The sequence below is a fragment of the Nonomuraea sp. NPDC049637 genome (assembly GCF_040675235.1).
Taxonomy (GTDB): domain Bacteria; phylum Actinomycetota; class Actinomycetes; order Streptosporangiales; family Streptosporangiaceae; genus Nonomuraea.
In genome coordinates this window covers 24,205-49,783 of record NZ_JBFAOM010000060.1, presented here as the reverse complement: position 1 = coordinate 49,783, position 25,579 = coordinate 24,205, and the positions used below count along the sequence as shown (strand labels likewise).

The following is a 25,579-nucleotide window of genomic DNA, read 5'->3' as shown; positions in this document are numbered from 1 at the left end:
CACCTGGCCCGCATGGAACTGCGCACCGCCCTCGACGTCTGGCTCCAGCGCATCCCCACCTTCACCCTCGCCGACCCCGACGCCGTCACCTGGGCAGCGGGCCAGGTCCGCGGCCCCCGCACCCTCCCGCTCCGCATCGGCTGACCGTCCCCGCCTTGGCGGACGACCAGCTTCTGTGCAGAGGGTTGCCTGATGATCGTGGTGACGGGCGCGACAGGCACGATCGGGCGTGCGCTGATCGAGGAGCTGCGCGGCGCGGGCCACGGTGCGGCGCCCCGCACGCCGGTATCGCGTGACTCCGCTAAGGCGATGAATGGAACACCTGGGTGTAATAGTGGAACGTCGCGCGCTCACCTGCGTGATCGTGGCCTTGGGGGACGTTTCCGGATCCCGTGGCTATGCCGACACCGGTGGACCTGTGGCTTGAATTGATCAGATTGGCTTTGTGGGGAGGGCTCTGGTACCACCACCAATCATGCGCCGCCTGGGCGGAGGGCGGCGGGGTGTTCCCGCCCCAGAACCACTGGATGTACACGTTCTCGGTCCCGGCGGAACCCATCACCCTTTGAATCCGCTGCTCCGGCGTGCTGTTGTCCGAGCCGTAGTGTCCCGGATAACCGTTCAGGAGCCTCTCCCAGAGACCGGGATGGTTGGCCAGGTCCTGGCTGTGCTCTTGGGCTACGGCGACAAGCCGCTTGTCCAGGCGGAGGAATGGGGTCCCGGGTGCCTGGAATATCCGCTTGTCATTGGCCATCTCGACGAGGCGTATGGTTTCGGGCGGCGCCAAGAACGCGTTCCCGGGATTGAACGTCGCGTCCGATCGATCGAGCTCAGGGCTGTTCTGGTTGATCTCGCTCACGTAGAGATGAAAGTTCTGATGCCGGATGTACAGCTTGGGGTAATTGTAGGAGCGAAAGGAGTTCCAGACGGTTACCGTGAGGCCCAGGTCGGATATGAAGGACGCGTCTTCGTGCATGAGCCGGTCGTCCGGCGTAAATTCCGAGAGGACCAGGCGGAAATTCTGGTGTCGCAGGTAGTGGTTGGGAAGATTGGCCGACCGGAAGGACACGGTGCCGTCTCCGGCGAGCCCCCTGACGACGTCGAACGAGGCGTCGGCGCGGTCGAGCGAGGTGGCTATCGGAGATATTTCTCCCAAGAAGTTCGCGTGCCGGATGTAGTGGCCGCGCGGGCTGAGGGACTCGAAAGAACGCCGTTCGTTCAACATTCTGTATACCCTTCGCCATTGTCGGCCGGGCGGCTGGCGACGACTGTCCCCGCTACATCTGGTCAGTATGCGGTTGCGGTGAGGGTCGGTCAACGGCCCTGGTTACCGGCTTTCTCCGAGAGTCGATTGCTGTTCAGTGGCGGGAGCATGGATCGTCGTTCTGGCGGCCTTGCGCAAAGGATCTCTGTCGTTCTTCAGTGGGAATGCTGAGGACGCGCGCGGCGCGTCGTCGCCGAAGGCCCCCTGCTACGACCGGCCGTTGTGGGAGAGCTCTTGGAAGTGGCGGATCGGGGCCCCCGGCTACGGCGTCAGCCCCGACGCGGGTCCGGGAGCTGCACGCCGACGGCCGCTGGCCCCCGGCTCGGTCTTTCACTGGACCGCGTTCGGGATGAAGATCGCCTCCACCGTGTACGAGGTCGGGGGCGATCCGCGCCGGCGCCTCGCCGACCGCCTGGCTGGAACGTCTGAAGAGAACGCCTGAGAACGCCTGAGCAGCCGGCTCAGGCGGGGAGGTCGGCGGCTGCCTTACGGAGGGCGTCGCCGGCGTCCGTGACGGGGTCGCCGTGGCCCACGCAGGCCGTCCGGACGTCCAGTTCGGCCAGCCGCCGGAACGAGCGGAGCATCTCGTCACGGTCCATGTTGAACACTCCGGGCATGACCAGTCCGGACACGTGCGCCACGGTGTCGCCCGTGAAGAGGACTCCGTGCTCCGGCAGGTGGAGGGCGATGCTGCCGGCGGTGTGCCCTGGGGTGGCGATCACGCGGGCCCCGCCCCCGAAGGCGATCACGTCGCCGTCCTCAAGCTCGCGGTCCACCCGGCACGGCGGCGCGGGCGGCAGCAGGTCGGCGCCCAGACTGCGATGCAGGGCCCGTTCCTCGTCGGTGAAGTTCGGCGGCGGGGCGGGCACGTCCCCTCGGATCACCGGGGCCTCCAGGCGATGGGCCAGCACCGTGACCTCGCCCCACGCCGTCACGTCCGCCGCGCCGCCGCAGTGGTCCTCGTGGTAGTGGGTGAGGACGACCCGCCGTACGGCGTCGGTGCGCATCCCGAGCCGGCCGATCGCCTCGGCGATCTCCCGGGCCGAGGTGGCGATGCCCGTGTCCACCAGGGTGAGCGCGCCGTCGTCGTTCCACAGGTACGCCTGCCCGAACGTCAGCCGCAGCAGGTGCAGGCGCTGCTCGACCTCCACGACCTCCATCGCGGGACCCCCTCTCATCAGCACAAATGTCATGGAACAGGTAACCGGTCCGCCGATGGCGCTGTCCAACAGCCATGGCGCCACGGATTGACAACCGATGGTTGTCGGTGCAGGGTCTGGGCGTGGAAGCAGACGTCTCCGGCGTACGCGCCTTCATCGCGACCGCCGAAGAACTGCACTTCGGCAGGGCCGCAGCGCGCATGTTCATCACCCAGCAGGCGTTGTCGAAACGCGTCCGCAGGCTGGAGGACGCCCTCGGCACGCCGCTGTTCGAACGGACCACCCGGTCCATCGAGCTGACCGCCGCCGGAAGGCGGTTCCTGCCTCTGGCCGTGGCGGCGGTGGCGGCGTTCGACGAGGCGGTGGGGGCGGTCCGCGTGGTGGACAGCCCCGTCCGCGTGGACGTCTACGACGAGCGCTTCACGCCCCTGCGCATGGTCAGGGAGGCCAGCGAGCGCGACCCGCGGCTGCGCGTGGAGGTGAGCATGCGGCAGGGGCTCGCGGTCGCGCTGCCGGCGCTGCGCCGCCAGGAGATCGACGCGGCCTTCGGACGGGCGCGCGACCTGCCGTGGCCGGAGGAGCTGTCCCAGCGGCTGGTCCATTTGGAGCCCCTGGCCGCGTTCGTCCCGGAGGATCACGCGCTCGCGCACCTGAGCGAGCTGCGGCCCGCCGACCTGCGGGCGGGCGGCATCGCGATGCCCGACCCGGCGGGCGCCGCCGAATGGCGCGCCTACCTGGGACGCCTCGCCGACCGCCTCGGCGTGCCCTTGCGCTTCACCGAGCCCGCCATCGGCCAGGGGCACCTGGTCCAGCAGTTCCTGCGCGAGAAGAGCGCCGTCGGCCTGGGGGAGTGGAGCATCGACGCGACGGGGAGCGGGCTGCGCCGCATCCCCATCGTGGACCCGATCCCCCTCCTGCCGTGGTGGGTGGTCTGGCACCGCCGCAACCCGCACCCGCTGCTCCGTACGCTGCTCGGCCGGCTCCCACGCGTGAGCCCGCCGGACCCGTCGGACGGACGGCACTGGATCCCCGACGCCGACCGCGCCCTCCCGTAGGGTCGCCCGGCGCCTCCGCGGGCTGCTGACCGGCCGTTCACGGGTGCGTGTCTCATGGCCGGCGAGAGGTGGTGCGGAGCAGGGCGTACCCGATCAGGAGCGAGACGGCCAGCACCACGGCGGCGTCCACGGCGGCGGCCAGCCGGACACCGCTCAGCAGAGCCGGGGCCGCGGCCTGACCGGCGGCCTGGAGCGCGGACACCTGAGCCATGCAGATGGCGCTGAGGATCGGGGTGCCGACGGTGATGCCGATCTGCTGGGCGCTCGTCACCAGCCCGGTCGCGAGCCCCTGAGCCGTGTCGGGAAGCCCGGACGTCACGGTGACGCCGTAGGAGACCACGACCGACATGTGGCCCACGGAGGCCAGGCAGATCACGGCCAAGGCCGGCCAGGCGCCCTCGGTCACGGTCATCGCGGCGGTGCAGACGCCCTGCACGGCCAGCCCCGCGACCAGCGTCCGCCCCGCGCCCAGCACCCGGATCACCGAGGAGGAGACCATGCCCGTCACGGCCAGGACGACGCCCTGGCCGCCGAAGAACAGACCTGTCCACAGGGGTGACAGCGCCACGACGTCCTGCAGGTAGAGAGTCAGCAGGAAGATGAACGAGCTCATCATGGAGAAGGTGATCAGGCCGCCCAGGCTGCCGAGGGCGACCGTGGGCCTGCGCAGCATCGTCAGCGAGACCAGCGGCTGCGCGGCTCGCGACTCGATGACCACGAACCCGCCCAGCAACAGCACGGCCGCCGCCATGGCCGCGGCCCTCACCGCGCCCGCCGCCGACAGGGCATAGATGAGGCAGACCAGGCCGCCGCTGACGGTGGCGGCTCCGGGCAGATCCAGCCGGGGAGAGCGGGCGCCCCGGCTCTCGGTCAGCAGTCCGGGCGCCGCCACGGCGAGGACGCCGCCCGCCACGGCCAGCAGCGCCATCGTCGAACGCCAGCCCAGCGTGTCCGTCATGGTGCCGCCGACCAGCATCCCGACGGTGAATCCGAGCGAGAGCACCGACCCGCTGACGCCGAGCGCCCGGTTGCGCTGCGGCCCTTCGGCGAAGGTCGTCGTCAGCAGCGACATGCCGGTGGGAATGACGGCGGCGGCCCCCAGCCCCTGCAGGACCCGCCCCGCGACGAACACCCCCGGGCTCCACGCGAGGGCGGCCAGCACGGAGGCCGCGGTGAACAGCAGGACGCCGCCCAGGAAGAGCCTGCGCCTGCCGTACAGGTCCGCCATGCGGCCGAACAGCAACAGGCAGCCGCCGGAGGGCAGCGCGAAGGCGGTGATCGCCCATTGCAGGTCGGCCTGGTCCATCCCGAGTTCCCTGCCGAGATCGGGCAAGGCCACATTTAGAATCGAAAAATCCAACGAAATGATGAACTGCGCGGCACACAGGATGGCAAGGATGAATTTGGCACGCGTGGTGAACCGAGCGCCGTGCTCCCCGGCGGAGGTTCCGGCACCGGCCTCGGCGTCCCGGGACAAGGGGTCGATCGTCATGGCGTCCACGCTCGGCCATCACCGGTCTGCGCGGGGAGAGCGTGGTGACACCGGTGGTGGCACCACCAGTCGAAGCGGTGCGCGGTGAGGCAGGGAGAGGAACGTCGCCGGGACCTGCGTGACTTCCTGATGAGCAGGCGGGCCCGCGTCAGCCCGGCCGCCGCCGGCCTGCCGGCGGGCGGGCGCCGGCGCACGCCGGGGCTGCGCCGTGAGGAGGTCGCGGTGCTGGCCGGGGTGAGCCCGGGTTGGTACCAGTGGCTGGAGCAGGGGCGCGACATCAACGTCTCCGCGCAGGTGCTGGACGCCGTGGCCCGGGTCCTGCAACTGGACGAGGTCGAACGGCGGCACCTGTACACGCTGGCCGGGCTCAATCCGCCGCCTCCGGCCGGACACCCGCACGCCTACTGCGAGGGACTGCAACGACTGATCGAAGCCTGGGACCCCAAGCCGGCGACCATGCTGGACGCCTCCTGGAACCACGTGGCCTGGAACGAGTCGGCCACGCTCGCGCTGGACATGGCGCAGGCCGAGCGCAACTGCCTGGTGGGCTTCTTCCACGACCCGCGGTACCGACGCCGGGAGCGGGCCTGGCAGGACCTGGCGCCGACCGTGGTGGCGGCCTTCCGCGCCGCGGCGGCTGAGCAGCCCTGCGATCACGACATCCACGACGTGGTCCGCGCACTGGGCGCGTCCAGTCCCGAGTTCGCCCGGTTGTGGGCACGACAGGACGTCCAGGCGGCAGGGATCTGGGTCAACGAGGTCGACCATCCCGTCGTGGGCACGCTGACCTTCGAGAGCAGCCAGATGAGACTGCCCGCCAGACCCGACCTGACCCTGGTGCTGTACAACCCGCTGCCCTGCACCGACACCGCCGACAAGCTCGCCTGGCTGCGCTCCGTCACGGCGCCCGTCTGAGCCCGGCGGCCGTGAGAGGAGACGGGCGCATCGGCGACGGAGGTAGCGCGGCCAGATGAGCTTCGGGAACTTCGCTCGCAAGGCGCGCGACACAGCCTTGCCCCACCAGCGACGGGTATCCGCGCTTCGCTCCTGCGTGCAGCTCTACCGTCCGATCGGCTTCGAGGCGACCTTGAGTTTCCTGCGAGCCAAGGCTGGGCCGTTCCGCACCGACGAGTCCGCGCTTCTGCGAGCCTTGGCCGTGCTGGAAGCCAGTCGTTCAGCCTGGCAGGCGGAGAAGCGGGCCTACGCGATCGCTCGACGCGAGGCCAAGCGGCGGGGCCGGCGCAGCCCCCGCCCCGGCGACATCAACCCCTACACCCCGGCCTGTTGGTACGGCGCGCGCCGAGAAGCGGCCCTCCATGCTGTGTCCTTCTGGCACCAGCGACGGCTCGCGGTCCTGATCGTCGATGATGACAAGCCTTCACAGCTCCTTGGCGAATGCGTGCAGACGTGCCTCGCCACGGGCGGTCATCTCCCGCCCGAGCAGCGTCGACTCCTGGCCGACTGCATCGACCAGCTCACCGCTCGCCTCCGGCCGGCACCCTCGCGCGACGACCAGCTCGAGTACTCCCGCACCCAGGACCTGCTGACCGTGGCCCGGCACCTTGAGGCCGCCATCACGGTGGAGGGCCGCTAGCCTGACTCCATAAGCGACCGGGAACTCTAGATCGTCGGTGAGTGCCTGACGGCCGCCGCGCGAGGGCCGTTCTTCGACGACGACAGCGCAGTCGCGCCGCTTGCCAGAGGGCGGAGACGAGTGTCCGTGAGAGAATCGGGTCGTGGAGCGGCCTGGATGTGTTGCTGTCATCGGGGTGGGCGTTCTCGGAGCCTGTGTGGGCTGGAATTTGGCACGGCACGGCGTCAAGGTGGTCTTCCTCGACGCGGGCCGGCCGGGTGAAGGGGTCACCGACTGGTCGTTCTCGTGGGTCAACGCCAGTGCCAAGACCGCGAGCAGGTCCTACTTCGACCTGAACGTCGCGAGCATGGCCGCGTACCGCGAGCTTGCCGAGATCATCGGGCCGGACCCATGGTGGCACCCCGACGGCCACCTGCGCTGGGCGGACGACCCCGCGGCGGAGGCGAGCCTCCTGGAAACGGCCGCGCTGCTGGCCGGCTGGGGCTACCGGGCCGAGGTGCGCACGGGAGCCGAGGTACGCCGCCACCTCGAACCCGCGCTCACGGTGTCCGGCGAGGTTCCGGTCGTGTTCTTCCCCGACGAAGCCTGGGTGCACGGACGCCATCTCGTCGGCCGCCTGGTCGGCCAGGCCGTCGCGGCCGGCGCCGAGCACAGGTTCGGCACCACGGTCCATGACATCGGCACCGCCGCCGACGGGAGCGTACGGACCGTCGTCCTGTCCGACGGCAGCCGTCTCGACGTCGACGTCGTCGTGAACGCCGCGGGACCCGGCGCCGCCCACGTCGCCGGGCTCGTCGCGCGGCACTTGCCGATGCGCCGGGAGCCCGGCCTCGTCACCCGGATCGAGTGTGCGCAGGTGCCGATCCGCCGGACCATGCACGCGCCCCGCGTCGCGATCCGACCTGACGGAGGCGCTTCGGTGGTCCTCCACAGCCGCGAGGTCGACGCGCTCATCGACACCGGCGAAGATCCGGCGGCGCTCGAACGGCTGCTCCACGAGTCGGCGCGGCACGTCGTCCCCGGGTTCGAGGACTCTCGCATCGTCGGGGCGCGGGTGGTCGACCGGCCCATCCCGGGCGACGGATACCCCTCGGTGGGAGCGGTGCCGTCCGTGCCGGGCTACTACGAGGCCGTCTCCCACAGCGGCATCACGCTCGGGCCGGTGATCGGCCGGCTGCTCGCGTCGGAGATCGTCAGCAAGAGGCGGGACGAGACGCTCGCCGCCTTCCGCCCGGAACGGTTCTCCCATGACAACCCGGCAAGTTGACGATGCGGCCTCCTCCGCAGCCTACGAGTCTCGAGGTCCCGCCAGAGGCGCCGTTCGTTCGGGCTCACCGGGTTTCCTTGATCCGCTGCACCGGGCTCGTTGCGGTCCTCCGGGTGGGCGGGCTGTTTAATGCTGCCATGGGACGTATCGCCGGCGTCACCGCCGCCGAGACTCGTGAACGGTTGTTGCGCGCCGCCGCGGAGGCGTTCGCCGAGCGCGGCTACGACGGCACCCGCGTCGCCGACATCGCCGCCGCCGCCGGGGTGAGCAACGGCGCCCTGTACGCGCACTTCGGTTCCAAGGCCGAGCTGCTGGTGGCGGCGCTGCGCGCGCACGGGCGGCGGGGGCTGGCCGACCTGTTCGCCGCCGACCCCGACCGGCCCGTCCCCGACCTGCTGCTGGAGATCGGACGCTGGCTGCCGCAGCGGCGCGACGCCCGCGGCTACCTCATCGTCGAGGCCCTCGTCGCCGCCCGCCGGGACGAGGACGTCGCCCGGCCCATGCGCGACTACGTCGGCGAGCGCGCCGGGTCGATGGCCGCGCTGGCGCGCCTCGCCCAGGACCGGGGCGAGCTGGACCCGGCGCTGTCGCCCGCCGCGCTGGCCCATTTCTGCCTGCTGCTGTCCATGGGCAGCGCCCTGGTCACGCCCGACCTGCACGCCGTCGGCGAGGAGGAGTGGGCCGCCCTGCTCGCCCGGGTCGTCGGCGCGCTCACCCCCGAACCGTCCTGACCGCCCCGCGCTCTGCCCCGGACTCCATGACCGCGCCGCGGCCAGCCGCGGATTCCGCGGCCGCGCTGCGTCCCGCCCCGGAGTCCATGGCCGCGCTGCGCCCGGCCGCGGGCTCCATGGCCGCGCCGCCCCCGGCCGCGGCTTCGATGGCTGCGGTGATCAGGGGCCAGGTGCTCGACAGGGGGTCGATCAGGCTGAAGTGGCCGGCGTCCGAGGGCTCGATCAGCACCGCCGACGGCTCGGCCGCCGCCGTCCGGCGGCTCATCGACACCGGCAGTACGCGGTCCTTGACCCCGTGCACGAGCACCAGCGGGCCCCGGTCGTAGGGCAGCAGGCGCGCCGGGTCCACCTCGTCCAGCAGGTCGGCGCGGTCGTGGAGCAGGGCGCGGGCCGCGCCGCCGCCGAGCCCCGCCGTGAACGCCTCGCCCAGGTCGCAGACGGCGGCCAGCCCCACCACGCCGCGGACCGCCGGTTCGGCGTGCCAGCGGGAGCCGGGCGGCAGCCGGTGCCGCAGCGCCGACCAGAGCGCGAGGTGACCGCCCGCCGAATGGCCCACCAGCAGCACCCCGGACGGCCACTGCGCCCGTACGAGGTCCAGCGCGGCAGCCACGTCGTCGAACGTGCCCGGGTGGCCGCCGCCCTCCTGGCCCACCCTGCGGTACTCGGGCAGCCAGACCGTGTGGCCGAGCGCGGCCAGGGCGACGGCCATGGGACGGGCGTGCCGCCGGTCGTACTCGGCCATCCAGTAGCCGCCGTGCAGCAGGACGAGGGGCGGGCGGCCGGTCCCCTCGTAGACGTCGATCACCTGGTCGGGGTGGCGGTCGCCGTAGCGCAGCACGCGGTCGGGCGGGCGTACCGGGCGGGTCAGCAGGTCTTGGTAGGACATGTCGTGATCGTAGGAGCGCGTCCAGGGGCTTGACCTGGGGTTGCGCTGGCAGGAACGTGCCGCGGGGCGGCAGCAAGAAGACGGGCCGCGTACCGCCGCCGGGCGCCGCGCGCCGCGACCATGGGGGAGTGACGTCCGAGGGAAGCGAGGTTCGGCCATGTCCCCAATCCGCCGTGTCGTGGTGATCGGCTGTGGGTTGATCGGCACGTCCGTGGCGTGCGCGCTGCGGCGGGCGGGCGTCCGGGTCGAGCTGGCCGACCACGATCCGTGGGCGCTGGCGCAGGCCGCGCGGATGGGCGCGGGCACCGCGCTGCGGGCCGGGGCCGGCCCGGCCGACGTCGTCGTGATCGCCACGCCGCCCTCGTCGGTGGCCGCCGTCCTGCGGGAGGCGCAGGCCCGCGGGCTGGGGAGGGTCTACACGGACGTGGCCAGCGCCAAGTCGCGGATCCTCGCCGAGGTCGAGCGCAGCGGTTGCGACCTGTCCTGCTACGTGCCCGGCCATCCGATGGCCGGGCGGGAGGTGTCGGGACCCGGGGCCGCGCGGGCGGGGCTGTTCGAGGCCAGGACGTGGGCGTTGTGCCCCCATCCGGCGCTGTCGCCGGGCGCGCTGCGCACGGTGGCGGCCCTCGCGACCGCGTGCGGGGCCGAGGTGCGGCTGCTCGCGCCGGACGCCCACGACCGGGCCGCCGCGGCCGTGTCGCACCTGCCGCTGGTCCTGTCGGCCGCGCTCGCCGCCCGGTTCGCGACCGGCGACCAGGACGGGCCCGCCGACCCGGCCTCGGGCATGGCCTCGGGCACGGAGACGGGCACGGAGACGGGGACGAGGTACGAGGTGGACCGGGACGCGGGCGGGTTGTCGCTGGCCGCCGGGGCGTTGCGGGACGTGACGCGGGTGGCCGGCAGCCCCGCCGGCATGTGGCGGGACATCCTGGCGCACAACGCGACCCCTGTGGCCGACCTGCTGGACGAGCTGACCCGCGACCTGAGCCGCGTCGCCGCCGCCCTGCGCGCCGCCGACGACGGCCCGGTGGCCGAGGTGCTGGCCAGGGGGAACGAGGGGCACGCGCGCATCGTCCGGGCGCTGTCGCGCACGCGGGAGGCGGAACGGGCCGCGTCCTGACCCCACGAGCGACCCTTCTGGCGCGGACGAGCGAGCAGGTGTGGACGAACGGTCCCGAGTGCGCACGTGAGGACAAGCGCCCGCCGCCCCCCGCGGCTTATGGTCCCCCCAAGGGAGCCTCACGGGAGGACGCGAGACGTGGACCCGGCGGACGTCGACAGGCACGTCACCGACATCTGGAACACCGTGCTCGGCGTCGGCCCGGACGAGGCCGGCGCCACCTTCGGCGAGCTCGGCGGCACGGCGCTGGCCGCGCTGCGGATGGCGGCCCGGATCGAGGGCCGGCTCGGGGTGGCCGTCGAACCGGCGGTCCTGCTGTGCGACGGGACGCTCGACGCGCTGCTCGGCCAGGTCAGGTCCCGGGCATCCGCGGAGATGCGGCCGCCGCGGCGCCGTTGCGGCAATCACCAGCAGATCTTGAGAGGGGACGGCCCATGACCGGCGGACTCAGCCTCGCCGAGCTTCGCGAGAAGGTCGGCGACATCTGGTACGAGGTGCTCGACGTGCCCCAGGGGCTGGAGGCGGCGACGTTCTCCGACCTGGAAGGGGAGTTCGCGGCCGCGGCGCGGCTGGTCGGGCGGATCAAGGAGGAGCTGGGCATCTCCATCGACGTCGGCGACGTCTTCGACGCGGACCCGAACCTGGAGGCGCTGGTCGAACGCGTCGCCCTGGACGCGCACGTGCCGATGGCGGTGTAGTCCCCGTGATCACACCCGGGTTCCCGCGGGGACCCGGGTTTCCGCATGCTCCAAGAGCGCTTCAGGCGGGAAGGTGGTCGGCGTCGGCGGGGAGGGCGGCGTCCTCCAGGGCCCGCGCGCACCCGCACGTACGGGTGCGCGGCAGCCGGGACACGGTCGCCAGCACCAGCGCCCGCAGCCGGTCCAGCCCCTCGTGGAGGATCGAGAAGAGCTCGTCGCGCCGCGCGCCGGAGCCCACGCCGAGCCCGGCGTCCAGGTCCGTCACCAGCGCGACCGGCACGTAGCACAGGGCCAGCTCGCGGGCGAGCGCCGCCTCCGGGCAGGCCGTCATGTCGAGCAGCGACCACCCCTGGGCGGCGTACCACTGCGCCTCGGCCCGGCTGGACAGGCGCGGGCCGTCGACGACCACCGTCGTGCCGCCGTCCACGCAGTCCTGTCCGGTCGCCGCCGCGGCGTCGAGCACCGTCTCGCGGCCCACCGGGCAGTACGGGTCCGCGAACGGCACGTGCACCGCCGCGTCGTCGAAGTACGTCCGGACCCGTCCGCAGGTCCGGTCCACGAGCTGGTCGGGCACCACCATCACGCCCGGCCCGAGCTCGGGCCGGAGCGAGCCGACCGCGGACGGCGCGAGGATCTGGCGCACGCCCACCGAGTGCAGCGCCCACAGGTTGGCCCGGTAGTTGATCCGGTGCGGCGGCCGGCGGTGGTCGCGCCCGTGCCGGGGCAGGAAGGCGACCGTGCGGCCGCGCACCCGGGCCAGCGAGAGCGGCGCCGACGGCTCGCCGTACGGGGTGGTGAGCGTGACCTCCCGGGCGCCGTCGGCGACCGAGGAGAACCCGCTGCCGCCGATGATCCCGATCTCCGCGCCGATTCCGTTCATGATCAGCCTTTCGTCGCCGGTGCGGCCGGGACCCGGCGTAGGTGATCCGCGCGGCGGGAATTGCCGTCCGGGCATCAGGAGCATCGTGGCCTCCCGGCGCGTCCGGGGCATCTCCTGGATTGCCCGACCGGCCCCGACGCCGCACAGGGAAAGAACCCGCCACGCCCGGCCGTGGTTATTCTCGAGAGCGAACCTTCGTCGCGCAGGTCATCGGAGAAGAATGCTCGACGCGAAATCTTGGATGATCTGCGTCCGGGAAATTCGAGTTTTCCCGCCGCCGAGATGTGGAGCCATTCCATGCCCAAAGTGATTCGCGTGCCGAGGCCGAAGAGACCGCGTACCCCCGTGACCGCACTCGACCTGCGCACGCCCGCCGGGCGCCGGCTGCCCTACTAGGAGGCGTCGGTGTCACGTCGTTTGTTCACCTCCGAATCGGTCACCGAGGGCCACCCCGACAAGATCGCCGACAGGATCAGCGACGGCATCCTGGACGCCCTGCTGGCCAAGGACCCCGGCAGCCGGGTCGCGGTCGAGACGCTGATCACCACGGGCATGGTGCACGTTGCGGGCGAGGTCACCACGCAGACGTACGTGGACATCCCCGGCCTGGTCAGGGAGACGATCCTGCAGATCGGCTACGACGCCTCCCAGAAGGGCTTCGACGGCGCCTCCTGCGGCGTGTCGGTGTCGATCGGCACCCAGTCGCCCGACATCGCCCGCGGCGTGGACGACGCCTACGAGCACCGCGGCGCGGCCGCCGCCGACGAGCTGGACCGGCAGGGCGCCGGCGACCAGGGCCTGATGTTCGGCTACGCGTGCGAGGAGACGCCCGAGCTGATGCCGCTGCCGATCATGCTGGCCCACCGGCTGGCCCGGCGGCTGGCCGAGGTCCGCAGGTCCGGGACGGTGCCCTACCTGCGGCCGGACGGCAAGACGCAGGTCACCGTCGAGTACGAGGGCGACCGGCCGGTCCGCCTGGACACCGTCGTGCTGTCCACCCAGCACGCCGCGCACGTCGACCTGGCCGGCATGCTGACCCCCGACGTCACGCGCGAGGTCGTCGAGCCGGTGCTGGCCGAGGCGGGCATCGACACCGCCGGCCACCGGCTGCTGGTCAACCCGACGGGCCGGTTCGAGGTCGGCGGGCCGATGGGCGACGCGGGCCTGACCGGACGCAAGATCATCATCGACACGTACGGCGGCATGGCCCGGCACGGCGGCGGCGCCTTCTCCGGAAAAGACCCCTCCAAGGTGGACCGGTCGGGCGCCTACGCCATGCGCTGGGTGGCCAAGAACGTGGTGGCCGCGGGGCTGGCCGGGCGGTGCGAGGTGCAGGTGGCGTACGCGATCGGCAAGGCGCGGCCGGTGGGCCTGTTCGTGGAGTGCTTCGGCACCGAGCGGGTGCCCCGGGAGCGCATCCACGACGCCGTGCGCGAGGTGTTCGACCTGCGGCCGGCCGCGATCATCCGGGACCTGGACCTGCTGCGTCCCGTCTACGCGGGCACCTCCGCCTACGGGCATTTCGGCCGCGCGGAGTTCACCTGGGAGCGGGTGAACCGGACGGAGGAACTGCGGGCGGCGGCCGGGCTGTGACCATGGGCCCGGCGCGCTCCGCGGAAAAAGAAAAATGGCTGGAAACGGCGGCGGGAAGTCAGCTTCCTGCCGCCGTCCGGCATTTCAGGGGACGCCGTGGCGGCACATCATGGAATCAGCCTCAAAAAGCTGCGAGAAATTCGGAGGTCGCCGTGCCGGTCGTTTCCGAGATAGAGCCCTACCCGATGCCGGACGCCGCCGAGCTGCCGCCCGCCGCGGTCACCTGGACGCCCGACCCGCGCCGGGCCGTCCTGCTGCTGGTCGACCTGCAGCACGCCTGCCTCGACCTCTTCCCGCCCGGCGAGGCGCCGCTCACCGATCTGGTGCGCAACGTGACGGCGCTGCGCGAGCTGTGCGCGCGCCTCGGCGTGCCCGTCGCCTACGCGGCGCAGCCGGGCCTGCTGACCGGCGAGCAGCAGGGGCTGGCCAGGGACTTCTGGCGGCGCAGCGACCGGCTGGAGCCCGCCCGGCGCGGCTTCCCCGAGCCGATGGCGCCGGGACCGGGCGACTGGATCTTCACCCGGCGGCGCTACAGCGCCTTCCACGAGACCACCCTGCTGTGGTGGCTGCGCGAGTCGGGACGCGACCAGCTCCTCATTGCCGGCGTCTACGCCCACATCGGCGTCCTGACCACCGCGCTCGACGCCTTCACCCACGACATCCAGCCGTACGTGGTGGCCGACGCCGTCGCCGACCTCACCGCCGCCGACCACCGGCAGGCGCTCGGCTACGTCGCCGGCCGCTGCGGCGTCACCCTGACGACCAAGCAGCTGCTCGCCGGCCTGCCGCGCAATTTGTGAGTTGTCAGGCCCGGGATCGCAGCGGACACTGAACTCGCGATCTCCCGGAGCAGGCGCAACCGAAGGGGACCGAAGACCGTTCGCCGGCGACCTCGCCGTGCCGGGACGACGCGTGACCGACGATCCCGGAAGCCGAGGTTCCCGCATGGCCACCCACACGGTGTCGACGTCCGGCGGCCTGTTGAGCGCGCTCAACACCCGCTACCACAAGCCCGCCCTCACCCTCTACCTGGTCGTCGTGCTCGCCCACTGGGCCGAGCACGTCGCCCAGGCCATCCAGGTCTACGTGCTGGGCTGGCCGCTGAAGGAGGCGCGCGGCGTCCTCGGCATGCCCTTCCCCTGGCTGGTCAGCTCCGAGTGGATGCACTACGGCTACGCGCTGCTGATGCTCATCGGCCTGGTGATGCTGCGCTCGGGCTTCACCGGCAGGTCGCGCACGTGGTGGAACATCTCGCTGGGCATCCAGGTCTGGCACCACCTGGAGCACCTGCTGCTGCTCCTGCAGGCGCTCACCGGGAACAACCTGATGGGCCGTCCGGTGCCGACGAGCATCATCCAGCTTCTCGTCCCGCGCATGGAGCTGCACCTGTTCTACAACGGGCTGGTCTTCGTGCCCATGGTGGTGGCCATGCTCCTGCACCGCAGCCCCCGTCCGTCCGAGCGGGCGGCGATGCGCTGCGCCTGCGCGGTGTCGCCCGCGTGATGGCGCGCTCCGGGCGCCGCGGGGTCTCCCCGGCCTTCTCCTTCGCGCTCAGCCTGGTGGCGGGCTTCCTGCTGTTCCTGACCGTGCCGAACCTCGGCACGGTCGTGCGCGCCGCCCGCGCCGACGGCGTGCCCGGGGTGTTCGTGCCGCGCACGCTGGCCTGCATCACGCATCCGGGGCACGAGTCCTGCGTCTGGACGGGCGACTTCCGCTCCGACGACGGCACCACCGGCCGCACGGGCGTCGAGATGTACGGCAGCGACCGCTACACCCACCGGGCCGGGCAGCCGGTCCGCGCGGTGGACATCGGCTCCGGCGGCCGCGTCTACGGGCCGGACGGGTCGAACGAGTGGGTCTTCAGCGCCCTGCTGCTGGCCGTGGCGCTGGGCCTGCTGTGGTTCCTGCACGCCGGCTCGCTGCGGCGGCTGCTGCCCGCGTCCTCGCGGCCCGGGCCGGCACCGGGCCCGGAGGCCGCCGGCCACTCAACGGCGGCCGGCGACGGCGTCGGACAGCAGAGCGCTGAGCGGGCCGGGCGCTGAGACCATCGGCCAGCAGCCGGTGTCCAGGGTGTGGAAGTCCCAGGACGGCGCCGCGCGCAGCGCGGACACGTCGGGCGACAGGCTGCCCTGGAAGTGGTCCAGGGCGCACACCACGTAGCTGGCCCGCTGCCGCTCCAGCGGCGTGCTGAGCACGGCGGCCTCGGCCACGGCGCGGCCGGGGTGGCCGACGAACCGGGCGGCCAGCCAGCGCGCCTGCGCCGCCGTGAGGCCCTGTCCCTCGGCCAGCAGGGTGTGGTCGGGGGCGGGCCAGCGGCCCCCGCCCGCCTCGATCAGGCGCAGCTCCTGCTCCCGCTGCCGGTCGGGGAAGGCGTGCAGCATCGAACGGCCGTCGTGCGGCAGGAACGCCTCGACGTAGACGGTGTGGGCGACGCGGCCCGGCGCCCGGTCGGCGACCTGACCGGCCACCAGCCCCGAGTAGCTGTGCCCGACGAGCACGACGTCGCGCAGCCCCTCGTTCTTCATCAGGGTCAGCACCTCGTCGACGTGCGTGTGCAGGCCGACGCCTGCGACGTCGTCGCGCGGCCCGGACAGGCCGCGCAGGGTGACGGCGCGGGCGTCGTGCCCGAGCAGGCGCAGCCGCCGGACGACGGGCTCCCAGATCCACGCGCCCGACCAGGAGCCCGGCAGGAGGAGGAAGGTCCTTCGCATCTGGATCGTCCTCCTCGTCACGCGACGCCGGCCAGCGGCCCCGGCAGGGGGCCCCGAGCGAAGTCTGCCCGCGCGGCGGGCAGGTGGAACTCCACCGCCTCGACCGGACGGCCGGTGATCACCGCGACCGCGGCGACGTAGCCGCGGCCGGGCGACAGGACGCGGAACCGCAGGCTCTCCGGCGGGATGTCCAGCGGCCAGCTCAGCAGGGCCGGGTCGTCGGCCGGCCCGCTGACCGCCACCTCCGTCGGAGGCACCCGCAGGCCGTGCCCGGTGGCCTTGAGCGCCGCCTCCTTGCGCACCCAGACCTTCGCGAACGCCTCGTACCTGTCCTCCTGGGGGAACGCCTCCAGGACGGCCAGCTCGGCCTCGGTGAGCGCGCAGCGGGCCAGGTCGTCCACCGGGTCGGCGGGCACGGCCTCCACGTCCACCCCGAGCGGCCCCTCGGTCGTCACGGCCACCGCGACCCGGTCCTCGGAGTGCGAGACCGACACGTGCAGCGGGAAGCCGGGCGCCCGGACCTGCGGCTTGCCGTGGTACCGGGTGCAGTCGGGGCACGACCGGTCCACCACGACGTCCTCGGGACGGACGCCGAGCTGCACGGCGCTCGCGGTGCGCAGCAGCCACGAGCCGGTCAGGAAGCGCCTGCGGTCGGCCTCGCGGCGGAACCGCGCGGCCCGTTCCAGCTCGGGCTCGCTGAGCACCGACAGCAGGGTCCCCTCCGGATGGTCGCGCGGGCCGGCCCACCAGACCTGGCACTCTCCTGGCGCCACCACAGATGCGATCACTGGTCTTCCTCCCTTGCGGCTGTGCTGCTGTGGGACAGGACGCGGCAGGCCACCAGCTCCCACCGGTCCACCTCGGGGTTGGCGAGGGTCTGCGTCACCTCGGCGCGCACCTGCGCGCTGGTCAGGGGCTCGTCCACGCGCATCCGGATGACGATGTCCCCGCCGGCCTGGGTGAGGTCCTTGTGCCAGTGGCCCGGCAGGAGCGCCATGATGCGGATCCCGTCGATCGGGGAGCCGAGGAACGGCATCCCGCGCACCTGGCGCATCGTCACCTGGATCAGCATGGCTTCCTCGTCGCCGTGCGGCGTGAAGGGGCGAACATGGGGTCTCATCTCCATCTCGTCTGCCGGAGGTCTGTCTCTCGTACCTCCACTGTGGGATCCGGGGAGGGCGCGATCCAGGGATGGGGACGTCAGGAAGCTGCAGGCCGCCGCCGCATGTTGTCACCGGGCCCGCCCCTGGTCCTAGGTCCAAGGTCCCGGGGCACGGCGACCGGACGGCCGATCCCGCGGGCCGCGGCGGACGGCATAGTCGTCCCGGAGACGGCGCGGAACACGTGGGGAGGGGCGATGACCGGACCGGACGGCCCGAGCCCGGGCGCCGCCCACCCCAGTGCCCTCAGGGGGTGTGCCAACAAATGTCCGCCGGTTCCGGTGCAGCCATCAGGCCACCGGAACCCGTACGGACGAAAGGCACATCCATGTCCATCACCCGCTCCCCGGACCGCATCCGGCGGCCGGGGTGGAGCCTCGCGCTGCTCGCGCTGGGCCATCTGATCATCAGTCTCGACTTCACCATCATCTATGTGGCCCTGCCGGACATCGCGTCCGATGTCGGTTTCACCGCGCACACCCTGCAATGGGTGGTCACCGCGTACGCCGTCCTCTACGGCGGTTTCCTGCTGTTCGGCGGGCGCCTGTCCGACCTGGCCGGACGCCGGCGGATGTTCGTGCTCGGCATGGCGCTGTACGGCGTGGCCTCCGTGCTGGGCGGCCTGGCCACGGCGCCGGCGGTGCTGCTCGCCGCGCGCGCCGTGCAGGGCCTGGCCGGCGCGGTGCTCTTCCCCGCGGTGCTGGCGCTGGTCAACACCGCGTTCGCCGAGGGCAGGGAGCGCAACCGCGCGCTGACGGTCTGGGCCATGGCGGGCGCCGGCGGGCTCACGGCGGGCGCGCTGGCCGGCGGGGTGCTCACCCAGGCCCTGGGCTGGCAGGCCGTGTTCTACGTCAACGTGCCGCTGACCGTCGTGGGCGCCGTCGCCGCCTTCGCCCTGCTGCCTCCCGACGGCCGCGCCACCCGGGGCAGCGTGGACGTGCCCGGGACGCTGACCGGCACCGCCGGCGTCACGCTGCTGATCTTCGCGATCGCGCACGGCTCGGAGGCGGGCTGGGCGCGAGCCGAGGTGGTCGCGGCGGCCGTGCTCGCGGCGGTCCTGGTGGCGGTGTTCCTGCGCCTCCAGGCCCGCGGCCGGAGGCCGCTGATGCCGCTGCGGCTGTTCCGCAACCGCGCGCTCAGCGGCGCGGTCGTGGTCATCCTCGTCTTCGGCCTGACGATGCAGGCCGTGCCGTACTTCCTGACCCTGTACCTCCAGGACGTCCTCGGTTTCGACGCCCTGGAGACCGGCCTGGCGTTCCTGGCCCCGACCCTGTCGATCACGGCCGGCAGCTTCCTCAGCGAGCGGCTGGTCCACCGGCTCGGCATCCGCGGCACGCTGATCGCCGGCATCCTCGGCAACGCCGTGGGCGCCGTGCTCCTGGCCCCCGGCATGCAGGGGGACGGATCCCTGCTCACCGTCCTGCCCGGGATCGTCGTCATCGGCCTGGGCATGGGCATCACGTACGAGGCCATGTGGATCGCGGCCGGCACCGGCGTGCCGGCGGACGAACAGGGCCTGGCCTCCGGGGTGGCCTCCACCGCGCTGCAGGTGGGCACCGCGGCGGGCCTGGCGGTCCTGGTGGCCGTCGCCAACCAGGGCATCGAAGGCCTGGCCGGGCAGGCCCTGCGCGACGCCTCCGCCCAGGGGATGCGCGCGGCGGTCCTCGTCCTGGGCGCCGTCACGCTGACGGGCGTCCTGGCCGCGCTCAGGATCCCCGGCCGGCGCGCCCGGACGGCCGCGGCCGTCCCCTGCGCCGACCAGGCAAACTGACGGAAGGCGCTACAAGGGAAGGTTGCCGTGTTTGCGCGGCGCCACGTGCTTGCGCTTGTCGCGCAGCATGGCCAGCCCGCGCGCCACCGCCGACCTCGTCTCCACCGGGTCGATCACGGCGTCGACCAGGCCGCGCTCGGCCGTGTACGCCGGATGGACCAGCTCGCGGGTGTACTGCTCCAGCAGCTCCGCCCGCCGGGCGGCGGGGTCGGCCGCGGCGGCCAGCTCCTTGCGGTGGATGATGTTGACCGCCCCCTCGGCGCCCATCACCGCGATCTCGTTGGTCGGCCAGGCCAGCGACAGGTCGGTGCCGATCGACCGGGAGTCCATCACGATGTACGCCCCGCCGTAGGCCTTCCTGACGATGACCTGGACGCGCGGCACGGTCGCCTCGCAGTAGGCGTACAGCAGCTTGGCGCCGTGCCGGATGACGCCCGAGTGCTCCTGCTCCTTGCCGGGCAGGAAGCCGGGCACGTCCACGAGCGTGACCAGGGGGATGGAGAAGGCATCGCAGAACCGGACGAACCTGGCCGCCTTCTCCGCGGCCGACACGTCCAGCACGCCGGCCAGCACGGTCGGCTGGTTGCCCACCACGCCGACCACCTGGCCGTCGATCCGGGCCAGCGCGCAGATCACGTTGGGCGCCCAGCTCTGGTGCAGTTCGAGGAAGTCGCCGTCGTCCACCACCTCGGCGATCACCAGCCGCATGTCGTAGGGCTTGGTCGGCTCCACCGGCACGATCTCGGCCAGCCGGGGCCGGGCGTCGCCGGCCGCGGCCCGGGCGGGCAGCGCCGGCGGGCGGCTCATGTTGTTGCTCGGCAGCATCGAGACCAGCTCGCGCACGGCGGCCAGGCAGCTCTCCTCGTCGTCGTGCACGAACGTGGCCAGCCCGGACCGGCTGGCGTGCACCTGCGCGCCGCCCAGCTCGGCGTGCGTGATGCGCTCGCCGGTGACCGCCTCGACCACGTCCGGGCCGGTCAGGTAGAGCTGGGCGGTGTCGCGCACCATGAACGTGAAGTCGGCCAGCGCCGTCGAGTAGGCGGCGCCGCCCGCGCACGGGCCGAGCACGACGGCGATCTGCGGGATCACCCCCGACGCCTGCACGTTGCGCTGGAAGATGCCGCCGTAGCCGTTGAGCGACAGCACGCCCTCCTGGATGCGGGCCCCGCCGCTGTCGTTGAGCCCGATGAACGGCGACCCGCTGGACAGCGCCAGGTCCATCACCTTGTGGATCTTCTGGGCGTGCGCCTCGCCGAGCGAGCCGCCGAAGACGGTGAAGTCCTGCGCGTAGACGAAGACGCGGCGGCCGTCGATGGTTCCCGATCCGGCCACGACCCCGTCGGTGTGCGGCCGCTGGGCCTCCATGCCGAGCCCCTGGGCCCGATGCCGCCGGAACATCTCGATCTCCAGGAACGAGCCCTCGTCCAGCAGCAGGTCGAGCCGTTCGCGCGCGGTGCGCTTGCCCAGCGCGTGCTGCCGCTCCACGGCCTGCGGGCGGCCGCGCGCGATGTCCGCACGCGCGCCGGCCAGCTCCTCGCGCAGGCGGTCCATGGCCGACGGCGGGGCTTCCTGGAGGACCTCGGGGGAGATGGTCATCGTTTCCTCCTCGGACTCTTCCGGTATGTCCAGTTAAGGATCGATGGCCGTTTCATGTCACCTCCTGCAGTGCTTGACCGCGCCGGACATGGCAGGAAGCGGAAACGCCGATGCAGCTTGCTGCCTCGCCGGAGCCTGGTTCGCGCCCCCGCCGCGGCGCAAAGTTGGAAGTGCAAGGAAACAGCGCCACGAACCGCCGAGAAAGAGGCAGTGAAATGACGAACAGCATTGTTGCCAAGAGGATTTCCCAGTGGATTATCGCGATTGTCTCCGGGATGCTCGTCTGGGCCGTCGGCGCCACCGCCGCGCAGGCCGCCGCCGCTGCCGCCGACACGGTGGTGCTGCAGGCGGACGGCAACACCTGGCCCGCGCCGGCCGCCCCTGACGGCAACACCTGGCCGCTGCCCACCCCGCTGCCCTCCCCGCAGGGCAACACCTGGCCGTAAAAAGCCCCGACACCGGAAAGGAATTGACCGTGAATTTCGCCGAGGAGGTCTGCTTATAAGACGAGGGCCGAACACGAGAGAACCCCCGCGACCGGGTCGCGGGGGTTCGTCATGCCGTCCGGCGGAAACGCCGGAAGAAACGCCTCAGATCCAGTTCTCCTCCTTGGCCCGCAGCGCGGCCTGGAAACGGTTGACCGCGCCGAGCCTGGCCATCAGGTCGGCGACGTAACGGCGGTAGGTGCGCACCGAGATGTCCAGCTCGCGGGCGGCGATCTCGTCCTTGTCGGCCGTGGCCATGACCGCCAGCACCCGCTGCTCCATCTTCGACAACGTCGGCTCCTCGCCGGGCGGGTCGAGGTGGTCGGCCAGCGGCACGGCCGACTTCCACAGGCCCTCGAAGTAGATGACGAGCTGGGAGATCAGGCCCGGCTCGCGGACCAGCAGCGCGCCCGTGGAGTGCGCCTTGGGATCGATCGGGACGACGGCCACGCTGCGGTCGTACATGAGCATGCGGTCCATCGGCTGGTCGGTGACGCGGATCTCGGCGCCCAGGTGCGCCAGCTCGCGCAGGTACGACACCATGCGCTGGTCCTCCAGCGCCTTGGGGTGGAAGATCTCGCGCAGGGCCAGGCCGCGCCGCAGCGAGCGCGTGTCGAGCGGCAGCGCCGACTCGATCATCACCTCGTTGAACGGCCCGCCCGGGTGCAGGCAGAGCGTCTCCTTGTAGGAGAAGAAGGCCAGGTCGTCCAGGCGCTGGCGGACCCGCGCGCCGCTCTCCACCCGCTCGATGTCCAGCACCGCGTTGGAGCGGTCGCCCTCCCGCTTGTCCTCCAGGAAGCTGGAGATGGCGTCGCGGGCGCCGAACACCCGGCGGATCTCCGCGTTCAGCTCCTCCAGGCGCTGCTCGACCAGGCGCTCGATGGCGATCCGCGGCTCGGTCGCGGTGACCCGGTGGCGGTCGTTCAGATCGAGCATGGCGAGCCGGTCGAGCGTCTCCACCGCCGACTCCACCGTCTCGGGATCGAGGTCCAGGGCCTCGGGCACCGAGCCCACGCTCTCGCCCCGATGGCGCAGGAAATAGCGGTAGACCGCCTCCGCTTCGGGGGTGACTCCAATGACGGACAGATCCACGCCCCACCTCCCGGGGGTTCGGCGGCCGGAGCTTGCACTTCCATTATCGGAATCCGGACGGCCGGCGCTCCTCGCAGGTTGCGGTGTCCGCGGAGGTCAGGGCACGGGACAGGGCAGCACGGTGGCCCCGGGCGCGGCCCGGTAGCACGCGGCCCCCGGGCACAACACCTTGACGACCTCGCCGCCGGCCCGCACGGCGACCGGCTCGTGCCCGAACCGGCGCGCGGCGATCTCCGGCCAGCCGGACGGACGCAGCCCGCTCACCTCGTCCACCAGCCGCGGATCGGCGTCGACGGCCAGGCGCTCCAGATGGGCGGCGTAGTCGCCCTCCCGCTGCCACACCGCGAACCGGCGCAGGCAGTCGGGCAGCTCCAGCGTGCTCCACGGCTGCGCCCTGGCCGCCATCGCGCGCAGGAACGCCTCGCACACGGCCGACTTCACGGTACGGCCGGCCGCCGCGGCCAGCGTCGCGCCCTCGCCGCCGACGGTCACCAGGGCGACCCGGAGATCGGGCACCGACAACACGAACGCCGACATCCGCAGCCCCAGCCCCGAGGCCGCGGCCGTCACGCCGGGCGGCAGCAGGCGGTCCAGCGAGCCGGAGACCCGCAGCAGCGGCTCGCGCGGCTCGGCCCACCAGCGCGCCACCACGTCGTGGGCGACCACCTCGGCGATCGCCTCCGGCACGCCGCTGTCCACCACGCCGCTCGTGGCCGGCTCGACCAGGCATTCGTGCCCGCCCGTCCACACGACCTCGACGGGCAGCCGGTAGCGCCGCCCGCTGAGCAGGCCGGTGCCGGGCACGTGCCGCCGCAGGCTCGCCGGCGGGTCGGCGACGAAGTCCGACAGGCGCAGCTCCGTCCCCGTCCACGCGGGCTGGGGGCCGTCGCCGGTCAGGCGGCGCAGGCGGCGCAGGGCGGCGAGCCGGGCCAGGGCCCGCGCCCTGCTCTGGGCCTCGTAGCCGGCGAACCCGGCGACGATGACGGCGAGCTCGTCCCGCGGGGATTCGGCGCAGGCCAGATGGACGGCGCCGCCCAGGCAGTCGGCCATCGGCGCGAACGCCTCACCGGCCGTCCCGGCGGCGGTCTCACCGGCCATGTCGTCAGCCATGTCGCCGGCCATGCCGCCGGCCGTGTCACCGGGCGCCTCACCGGTCGTCTCCGTCACCGGCCACGAGCCCGCGGGCGTGGATGCCATCGCTTCTCCTCCGCAGCGCGACGGCCGTCGCGGCCGCCGCATCCCCAGTACACGCGCGGCCGAACGGGCCCGTCAACGCCGCGGCGGCCATCCCGCAATCCGGGAGAAAGCCGTCAGCAAGCTGCCACGACCGCCAGCTTGCTGACGCCTCCAGGCCCCCTGCGGACGGCCCGCGCCCGGCACCGTGGAAGGCGGAACCAGCCCGCGAGCAGAGCAGCGAGAAGGCATGTCATGGACTCTTTCAACATCGCCGCACGATTCCTCGACCGCGCCGACGGCGCCAGGACCGCGCTCGTCACCCGCCAGGGCCGCGTCGACTACGCGACGCTGCGCGCCCTGGCCGACCGCGCCGGCAACGCGCTGCGCGAGCTCGGCGTGCGCCGCGGCGACCGGGTGCTCATCGCCGCCGACGACAGCGTGGAGTCGGTCGCCACCTGGTACGGCGCCCAGAAGATCGGCGCGGTCACCGCCGAGGTCTACACGTTCCTGCGGCCCAAGGACTACCGCTACTTCGCCGGCTACGCCCGTCCGCGCCTGGTGGTCGCGGGGCCGTCGGCGCTGGAGAGCCTGCGCGCGGCGGGGCTGACCGGCCTGCTCGTCACCGGCGTGTCGCGCCACCTGCTGCGCCCCGGCGAGCACCACTTCGACACCCTGGTCGGCGCGCAGGACGCGCGGCTGGACCCGGTGCCGGTCGCCGCCGGGGACGTGGCGCTGTGGAAGTTCACCACCGGCAGCACCGGCGCGCCGCGCGCCTGCGTGCTGCCCGCCAGGAGCCCGCACGTCAGCTTCGACTCCTACGCCCGCGGCGTGCTGGACCTGCGCCCGGACGACGTGGTGCTGCCCGTGCCCAAGCTGTTCTTCGGCTACGCCCGCGACCTGACCGCCCTGTTCCCCTTCGGCGTCGGCGCGGCCGGCGTGATCTTCCCCGAACGCAGCCGGGTCGAGACGATCTTCGAGCTGATCGCCGAGCACCGGCCCACGGTCCTGGTGAACGTGCCCACGATGATGAGCGCCATGCTCGCCCACCCCGACGCCGGCCGGCAGGACCTGAGCTGCCTGCGGCTGTGCACGTCGGCGGGCGAGGCGCTGCCGCCCGAACTGCACCGCCGCTGGAGCGACACCTTCGGCGTGGAGGTGGTGGACGGGCTCGGCTCCTCCGAGGCGTACCACATCTTCCTGTCCAACCGCCCGGGACGGGTCCGGCCCGGCACGCTCGGCCAGGTCGTCCCCGGCTACCGCGCCCGCGTCGTGGACCCCGAGGGGCGGGAGGTCCCCGACGGCGAGACCGGGCGGCTGGAGGTCACCGGCGACGCCGTCGCGCTGGAGTACTGGCAGGACCCGGAGCGGACCGCGAGCACGTTCGTGGGCGGGCGGACCGTGCGCTCGGGCGACCTGGTGACCAGGGGCGCCGACGGCTACTTCCGCTACCGGGGACGGGCCGACGACCTGCTGAAGGTGGGCGGGTCCTGGGTGGCGCCCGCCGAGATCGAGAACTGCCTGCGCGAGCACCCGGCCGTCGTCGAGTGCGCGGTGGTCGGGTACCGGCTGCGCGGGCTGACCCGGCCGCACGCGTACGTGGTGGCCTCGGCGGCGGTCGAGGCGGCCGAGCTGAAGGCGTTCGTCCGGGCCCGGCTGGCGGCCCAGAAGTTCCCCCGGAAGATCACGTTCGTGGAGCGCCTGCCGCAGACGGCCTCGGGCAAGGTGGACCGCCGCGCGCTGGAGGTCGGGGCGTGAGAAGCGGGCGCGCCCGGGACTGGGGGAGTTCCGGACGGGCGCGCCCGCGGTTCGGGAAACTTCTCACACGCCGCTGTTCAGACGCCGCTTCCC

The 25,579-nt window shown here is 72.8% G+C and carries 26 protein-coding genes; 15 read left to right on the top strand and 11 right to left on the bottom strand.

Features of this window, described 5'->3' with window-relative positions:
• Positions 1-301: 301 nt before the first annotated feature.
• Positions 302-1,225, bottom strand: a complete 924-nt coding sequence (locus AB0J71_RS44650) for an AbfB domain-containing protein (RefSeq protein WP_352327210.1) — start codon at positions 1,223-1,225, stop codon at positions 302-304.
• Positions 1,226-1,725: 500 nt separating this feature from the next.
• Positions 1,726-2,442 (bottom strand): MBL fold metallo-hydrolase, encoded by a 717-nt coding sequence (locus AB0J71_RS44645; protein WP_364420265.1) that lies wholly within the window; start codon positions 2,440-2,442, stop codon positions 1,726-1,728.
• Between the two features lie 104 nt (positions 2,443-2,546).
• On the opposite strand from AB0J71_RS44645, the gene AB0J71_RS44640 reads away from it, so the two are divergent.
• Positions 2,547-3,479, top strand: coding sequence for a LysR family transcriptional regulator (locus tag AB0J71_RS44640; RefSeq protein ID WP_364420262.1), 933 nt, complete (start codon positions 2,547-2,549; stop codon positions 3,477-3,479).
• Between the two features lie 52 nt (positions 3,480-3,531).
• On the opposite strand, the gene AB0J71_RS44635 is transcribed toward AB0J71_RS44640, so the two are convergent.
• Complete coding sequence (locus AB0J71_RS44635) at positions 3,532-4,971, bottom strand: MFS transporter (protein WP_364420260.1); 1,440 nt, start codon at positions 4,969-4,971, stop codon at positions 3,532-3,534.
• An 84-nt stretch (positions 4,972-5,055) separates the two neighbouring features.
• Here AB0J71_RS44635 and AB0J71_RS44630 point away from each other — a divergent pair, with 84 nt between their 5' ends.
• From AB0J71_RS44630 to AB0J71_RS44615, 4 genes are all read left to right on the top strand, one after another.
• Positions 5,056-5,886: a helix-turn-helix transcriptional regulator gene (locus tag AB0J71_RS44630; protein ID WP_364420258.1), complete on the top strand. Its 831-nt coding sequence runs from the start codon at positions 5,056-5,058 to the stop codon at positions 5,884-5,886.
• A 55-nt stretch (positions 5,887-5,941) separates the two neighbouring features.
• A complete protein-coding gene (locus tag AB0J71_RS44625; RefSeq protein WP_352327205.1) occupies positions 5,942-6,565 on the top strand; it encodes a hypothetical protein in 624 nt (207 codons plus the stop codon).
• A gap of 142 nt (positions 6,566-6,707) precedes the next feature.
• Positions 6,708-7,832 carry an FAD-dependent oxidoreductase gene (locus tag AB0J71_RS44620; RefSeq protein ID WP_364420256.1) on the top strand — a complete coding sequence of 375 codons (1,125 nt, stop codon included), beginning with the start codon at positions 6,708-6,710 and terminating at the stop codon, positions 7,830-7,832.
• Positions 7,833-7,969: 137 nt separating this feature from the next.
• Positions 7,970-8,563 (top strand): TetR/AcrR family transcriptional regulator, encoded by a 594-nt coding sequence (locus AB0J71_RS44615; protein ID WP_364392108.1) that lies wholly within the window; start codon positions 7,970-7,972, stop codon positions 8,561-8,563.
• On the opposite strand, the gene AB0J71_RS44610 is transcribed toward AB0J71_RS44615, so the two are convergent.
• Positions 8,544-9,449 carry an alpha/beta hydrolase gene (locus AB0J71_RS44610; RefSeq protein ID WP_364420254.1) on the bottom strand — a complete coding sequence of 302 codons (906 nt, stop codon included), beginning with the start codon at positions 9,447-9,449 and terminating at the stop codon, positions 8,544-8,546. The two genes, AB0J71_RS44615 and AB0J71_RS44610, sit on opposite strands and share 20 nt — an antisense overlap.
• Positions 9,450-9,606: 157 nt before the next feature.
• Between AB0J71_RS44610 and AB0J71_RS44605 the strand changes: the two genes are divergently transcribed.
• The 3 genes from AB0J71_RS44605 to AB0J71_RS44595 all read left to right on the top strand — a co-directional run bounded on the left by AB0J71_RS44605 (position 9,607) and on the right by AB0J71_RS44595 (position 11,267).
• Positions 9,607-10,569 carry a prephenate dehydrogenase/arogenate dehydrogenase family protein gene (locus AB0J71_RS44605; protein ID WP_364420252.1) on the top strand — a complete coding sequence of 321 codons (963 nt, stop codon included), beginning with the start codon at positions 9,607-9,609 and terminating at the stop codon, positions 10,567-10,569.
• 138 nt (positions 10,570-10,707) lie between these two features.
• Complete coding sequence (locus tag AB0J71_RS44600) at positions 10,708-11,007, top strand: phosphopantetheine-binding protein (RefSeq protein WP_352330732.1); 300 nt, start codon at positions 10,708-10,710, stop codon at positions 11,005-11,007.
• Complete coding sequence (locus AB0J71_RS44595) at positions 11,004-11,267, top strand: phosphopantetheine-binding protein (protein ID WP_352330730.1); 264 nt, start codon at positions 11,004-11,006, stop codon at positions 11,265-11,267. The genes AB0J71_RS44600 and AB0J71_RS44595 overlap by 4 nt, the downstream gene beginning before the upstream one ends.
• A gap of 61 nt (positions 11,268-11,328) precedes the next feature.
• On the opposite strand, the gene AB0J71_RS44590 is transcribed toward AB0J71_RS44595, so the two are convergent.
• Complete coding sequence (locus AB0J71_RS44590) at positions 11,329-12,147, bottom strand: S-methyl-5'-thioadenosine phosphorylase (RefSeq protein WP_364392103.1); 819 nt, start codon at positions 12,145-12,147, stop codon at positions 11,329-11,331.
• A gap of 405 nt (positions 12,148-12,552) precedes the next feature.
• Here AB0J71_RS44590 and metK point away from each other — a divergent pair, with 405 nt between their 5' ends.
• The 4 genes from metK to AB0J71_RS44570 all read left to right on the top strand — a co-directional run bounded on the left by metK (position 12,553) and on the right by AB0J71_RS44570 (position 15,782).
• Positions 12,553-13,740 (top strand): methionine adenosyltransferase, encoded by a 1,188-nt coding sequence (gene metK / locus AB0J71_RS44585; RefSeq protein ID WP_364420250.1) that lies wholly within the window; start codon positions 12,553-12,555, stop codon positions 13,738-13,740.
• Positions 13,741-13,892: 152 nt separating this feature from the next.
• Entirely contained in the window at positions 13,893-14,540 is a 648-nt protein-coding gene (locus AB0J71_RS44580) for an isochorismatase family protein (RefSeq protein ID WP_352329767.1), read from the top strand.
• A 145-nt stretch (positions 14,541-14,685) separates the two neighbouring features.
• Positions 14,686-15,243, top strand: a complete 558-nt coding sequence (locus tag AB0J71_RS44575; RefSeq protein WP_364392097.1) for a hypothetical protein — start codon at positions 14,686-14,688, stop codon at positions 15,241-15,243.
• Positions 15,240-15,782, top strand: coding sequence for a hypothetical protein (locus AB0J71_RS44570; RefSeq protein ID WP_364392094.1), 543 nt, complete (start codon positions 15,240-15,242; stop codon positions 15,780-15,782). The genes AB0J71_RS44575 and AB0J71_RS44570 overlap by 4 nt, the downstream gene beginning before the upstream one ends.
• On the opposite strand, the gene AB0J71_RS44565 is transcribed toward AB0J71_RS44570, so the two are convergent.
• Genes AB0J71_RS44565 through AB0J71_RS44555 form a run of 3 tightly spaced genes read right to left on the bottom strand, consistent with a single transcriptional unit; the run spans position 15,726 to position 17,571 of the window.
• A complete protein-coding gene (locus AB0J71_RS44565; protein ID WP_352329772.1) occupies positions 15,726-16,451 on the bottom strand; it encodes an alpha/beta hydrolase in 726 nt (241 codons plus the stop codon). The two genes, AB0J71_RS44570 and AB0J71_RS44565, sit on opposite strands and share 57 nt — an antisense overlap.
• Before the next feature lie 17 nt (positions 16,452-16,468).
• On the bottom strand, positions 16,469-17,239 hold the full coding sequence (locus tag AB0J71_RS44560) for a 4'-phosphopantetheinyl transferase superfamily protein (RefSeq protein ID WP_352329774.1): 771 nt from the start codon (positions 17,237-17,239) through the stop codon (positions 16,469-16,471).
• Positions 17,236-17,571: a hypothetical protein gene (locus AB0J71_RS44555; protein WP_352329776.1), complete on the bottom strand. Its 336-nt coding sequence runs from the start codon at positions 17,569-17,571 to the stop codon at positions 17,236-17,238. Before AB0J71_RS44555 ends, AB0J71_RS44560 begins: the two co-directional genes overlap by 4 nt.
• A 368-nt stretch (positions 17,572-17,939) precedes the next feature.
• On the opposite strand from AB0J71_RS44555, the gene AB0J71_RS44550 reads away from it, so the two are divergent.
• Positions 17,940-19,382, top strand: a complete 1,443-nt coding sequence (locus tag AB0J71_RS44550) for an MFS transporter (RefSeq protein WP_364420248.1) — start codon at positions 17,940-17,942, stop codon at positions 19,380-19,382.
• A 9-nt stretch (positions 19,383-19,391) separates the two neighbouring features.
• Here the strand turns inward: AB0J71_RS44550 and AB0J71_RS44545 are convergent, their stop codons facing one another.
• Positions 19,392-20,978, bottom strand: a complete 1,587-nt coding sequence (locus tag AB0J71_RS44545) for an acyl-CoA carboxylase subunit beta (protein ID WP_364420246.1) — start codon at positions 20,976-20,978, stop codon at positions 19,392-19,394.
• Positions 20,979-21,253: 275 nt separating this feature from the next.
• Between AB0J71_RS44545 and AB0J71_RS44540 the strand changes: the two genes are divergently transcribed.
• Positions 21,254-21,424 (top strand): hypothetical protein, encoded by a 171-nt coding sequence (locus AB0J71_RS44540; protein WP_352328843.1) that lies wholly within the window; start codon positions 21,254-21,256, stop codon positions 21,422-21,424.
• A 144-nt stretch (positions 21,425-21,568) separates the two neighbouring features.
• Here the strand turns inward: AB0J71_RS44540 and AB0J71_RS44535 are convergent, their stop codons facing one another.
• Both AB0J71_RS44535 and AB0J71_RS44530 read right to left on the bottom strand, forming a co-directional pair.
• On the bottom strand, positions 21,569-22,555 hold the full coding sequence (locus tag AB0J71_RS44535) for a helix-turn-helix transcriptional regulator (protein WP_364420244.1): 987 nt from the start codon (positions 22,553-22,555) through the stop codon (positions 21,569-21,571).
• Between the two features lie 96 nt (positions 22,556-22,651).
• Positions 22,652-23,752: a hypothetical protein gene (locus tag AB0J71_RS44530; protein WP_364420242.1), complete on the bottom strand. Its 1,101-nt coding sequence runs from the start codon at positions 23,750-23,752 to the stop codon at positions 22,652-22,654.
• A 231-nt stretch (positions 23,753-23,983) separates the two neighbouring features.
• Here AB0J71_RS44530 and AB0J71_RS44525 point away from each other — a divergent pair, with 231 nt between their 5' ends.
• Positions 23,984-25,486, top strand: coding sequence for a benzoate-CoA ligase family protein (locus AB0J71_RS44525; protein WP_364420240.1), 1,503 nt, complete (start codon positions 23,984-23,986; stop codon positions 25,484-25,486).
• Positions 25,487-25,579: the final 93 nt, after the last annotated feature.

What these genes read in the sequence shown, in the direction of transcription:
- AB0J71_RS44540 (WP_352328843.1), top strand. Translation starts at nt 21,254, where the DNA reads ATGCTCGTCTGGGCCGTCGGCGCCACCGCCGCGCAGGCCGCCGCCGCT.
- AB0J71_RS44615 (WP_364392108.1), top strand. Translation starts at nt 7,970, where the DNA reads ATGGGACGTATCGCCGGCGTCACCGCCGCCGAGACTCGTGAACGGTTG.
- AB0J71_RS44610 (WP_364420254.1), bottom strand. Translation starts at nt 9,449, where the DNA reads ATGTCCTACCAAGACCTGCTGACCCGCCCGGTACGCCCGCCCGACCGC.
- AB0J71_RS44645 (WP_364420265.1), bottom strand. Translation starts at nt 2,442, where the DNA reads ATGAGAGGGGGTCCCGCGATGGAGGTCGTGGAGGTCGAGCAGCGCCTG.
- AB0J71_RS44605 (WP_364420252.1), top strand. Translation starts at nt 9,607, where the DNA reads ATGTCCCCAATCCGCCGTGTCGTGGTGATCGGCTGTGGGTTGATCGGC.
- AB0J71_RS44650 (WP_352327210.1), bottom strand. Translation starts at nt 1,225, where the DNA reads ATGTTGAACGAACGGCGTTCTTTCGAGTCCCTCAGCCCGCGCGGCCAC.
- AB0J71_RS44530 (WP_364420242.1), bottom strand. Translation starts at nt 23,752, where the DNA reads ATGGCATCCACGCCCGCGGGCTCGTGGCCGGTGACGGAGACGACCGGT.
- AB0J71_RS44595 (WP_352330730.1), top strand. Translation starts at nt 11,004, where the DNA reads ATGACCGGCGGACTCAGCCTCGCCGAGCTTCGCGAGAAGGTCGGCGAC.
- AB0J71_RS44525 (WP_364420240.1), top strand. Translation starts at nt 23,984, where the DNA reads ATGGACTCTTTCAACATCGCCGCACGATTCCTCGACCGCGCCGACGGC.
- AB0J71_RS44625 (WP_352327205.1), top strand. Translation starts at nt 5,942, where the DNA reads ATGAGCTTCGGGAACTTCGCTCGCAAGGCGCGCGACACAGCCTTGCCC.
- AB0J71_RS44555 (WP_352329776.1), bottom strand. Translation starts at nt 17,571, where the DNA reads ATGAGACCCCATGTTCGCCCCTTCACGCCGCACGGCGACGAGGAAGCC.
- AB0J71_RS44590 (WP_364392103.1), bottom strand. Translation starts at nt 12,147, where the DNA reads ATGAACGGAATCGGCGCGGAGATCGGGATCATCGGCGGCAGCGGGTTC.
- AB0J71_RS44575 (WP_364392097.1), top strand. Translation starts at nt 14,686, where the DNA reads ATGGCCACCCACACGGTGTCGACGTCCGGCGGCCTGTTGAGCGCGCTC.
- AB0J71_RS44635 (WP_364420260.1), bottom strand. Translation starts at nt 4,971, where the DNA reads ATGACGATCGACCCCTTGTCCCGGGACGCCGAGGCCGGTGCCGGAACC.
- AB0J71_RS44550 (WP_364420248.1), top strand. Translation starts at nt 17,940, where the DNA reads ATGTCCATCACCCGCTCCCCGGACCGCATCCGGCGGCCGGGGTGGAGC.
- AB0J71_RS44545 (WP_364420246.1), bottom strand. Translation starts at nt 20,978, where the DNA reads ATGACCATCTCCCCCGAGGTCCTCCAGGAAGCCCCGCCGTCGGCCATG.
- AB0J71_RS44565 (WP_352329772.1), bottom strand. Translation starts at nt 16,451, where the DNA reads ATGCGAAGGACCTTCCTCCTCCTGCCGGGCTCCTGGTCGGGCGCGTGG.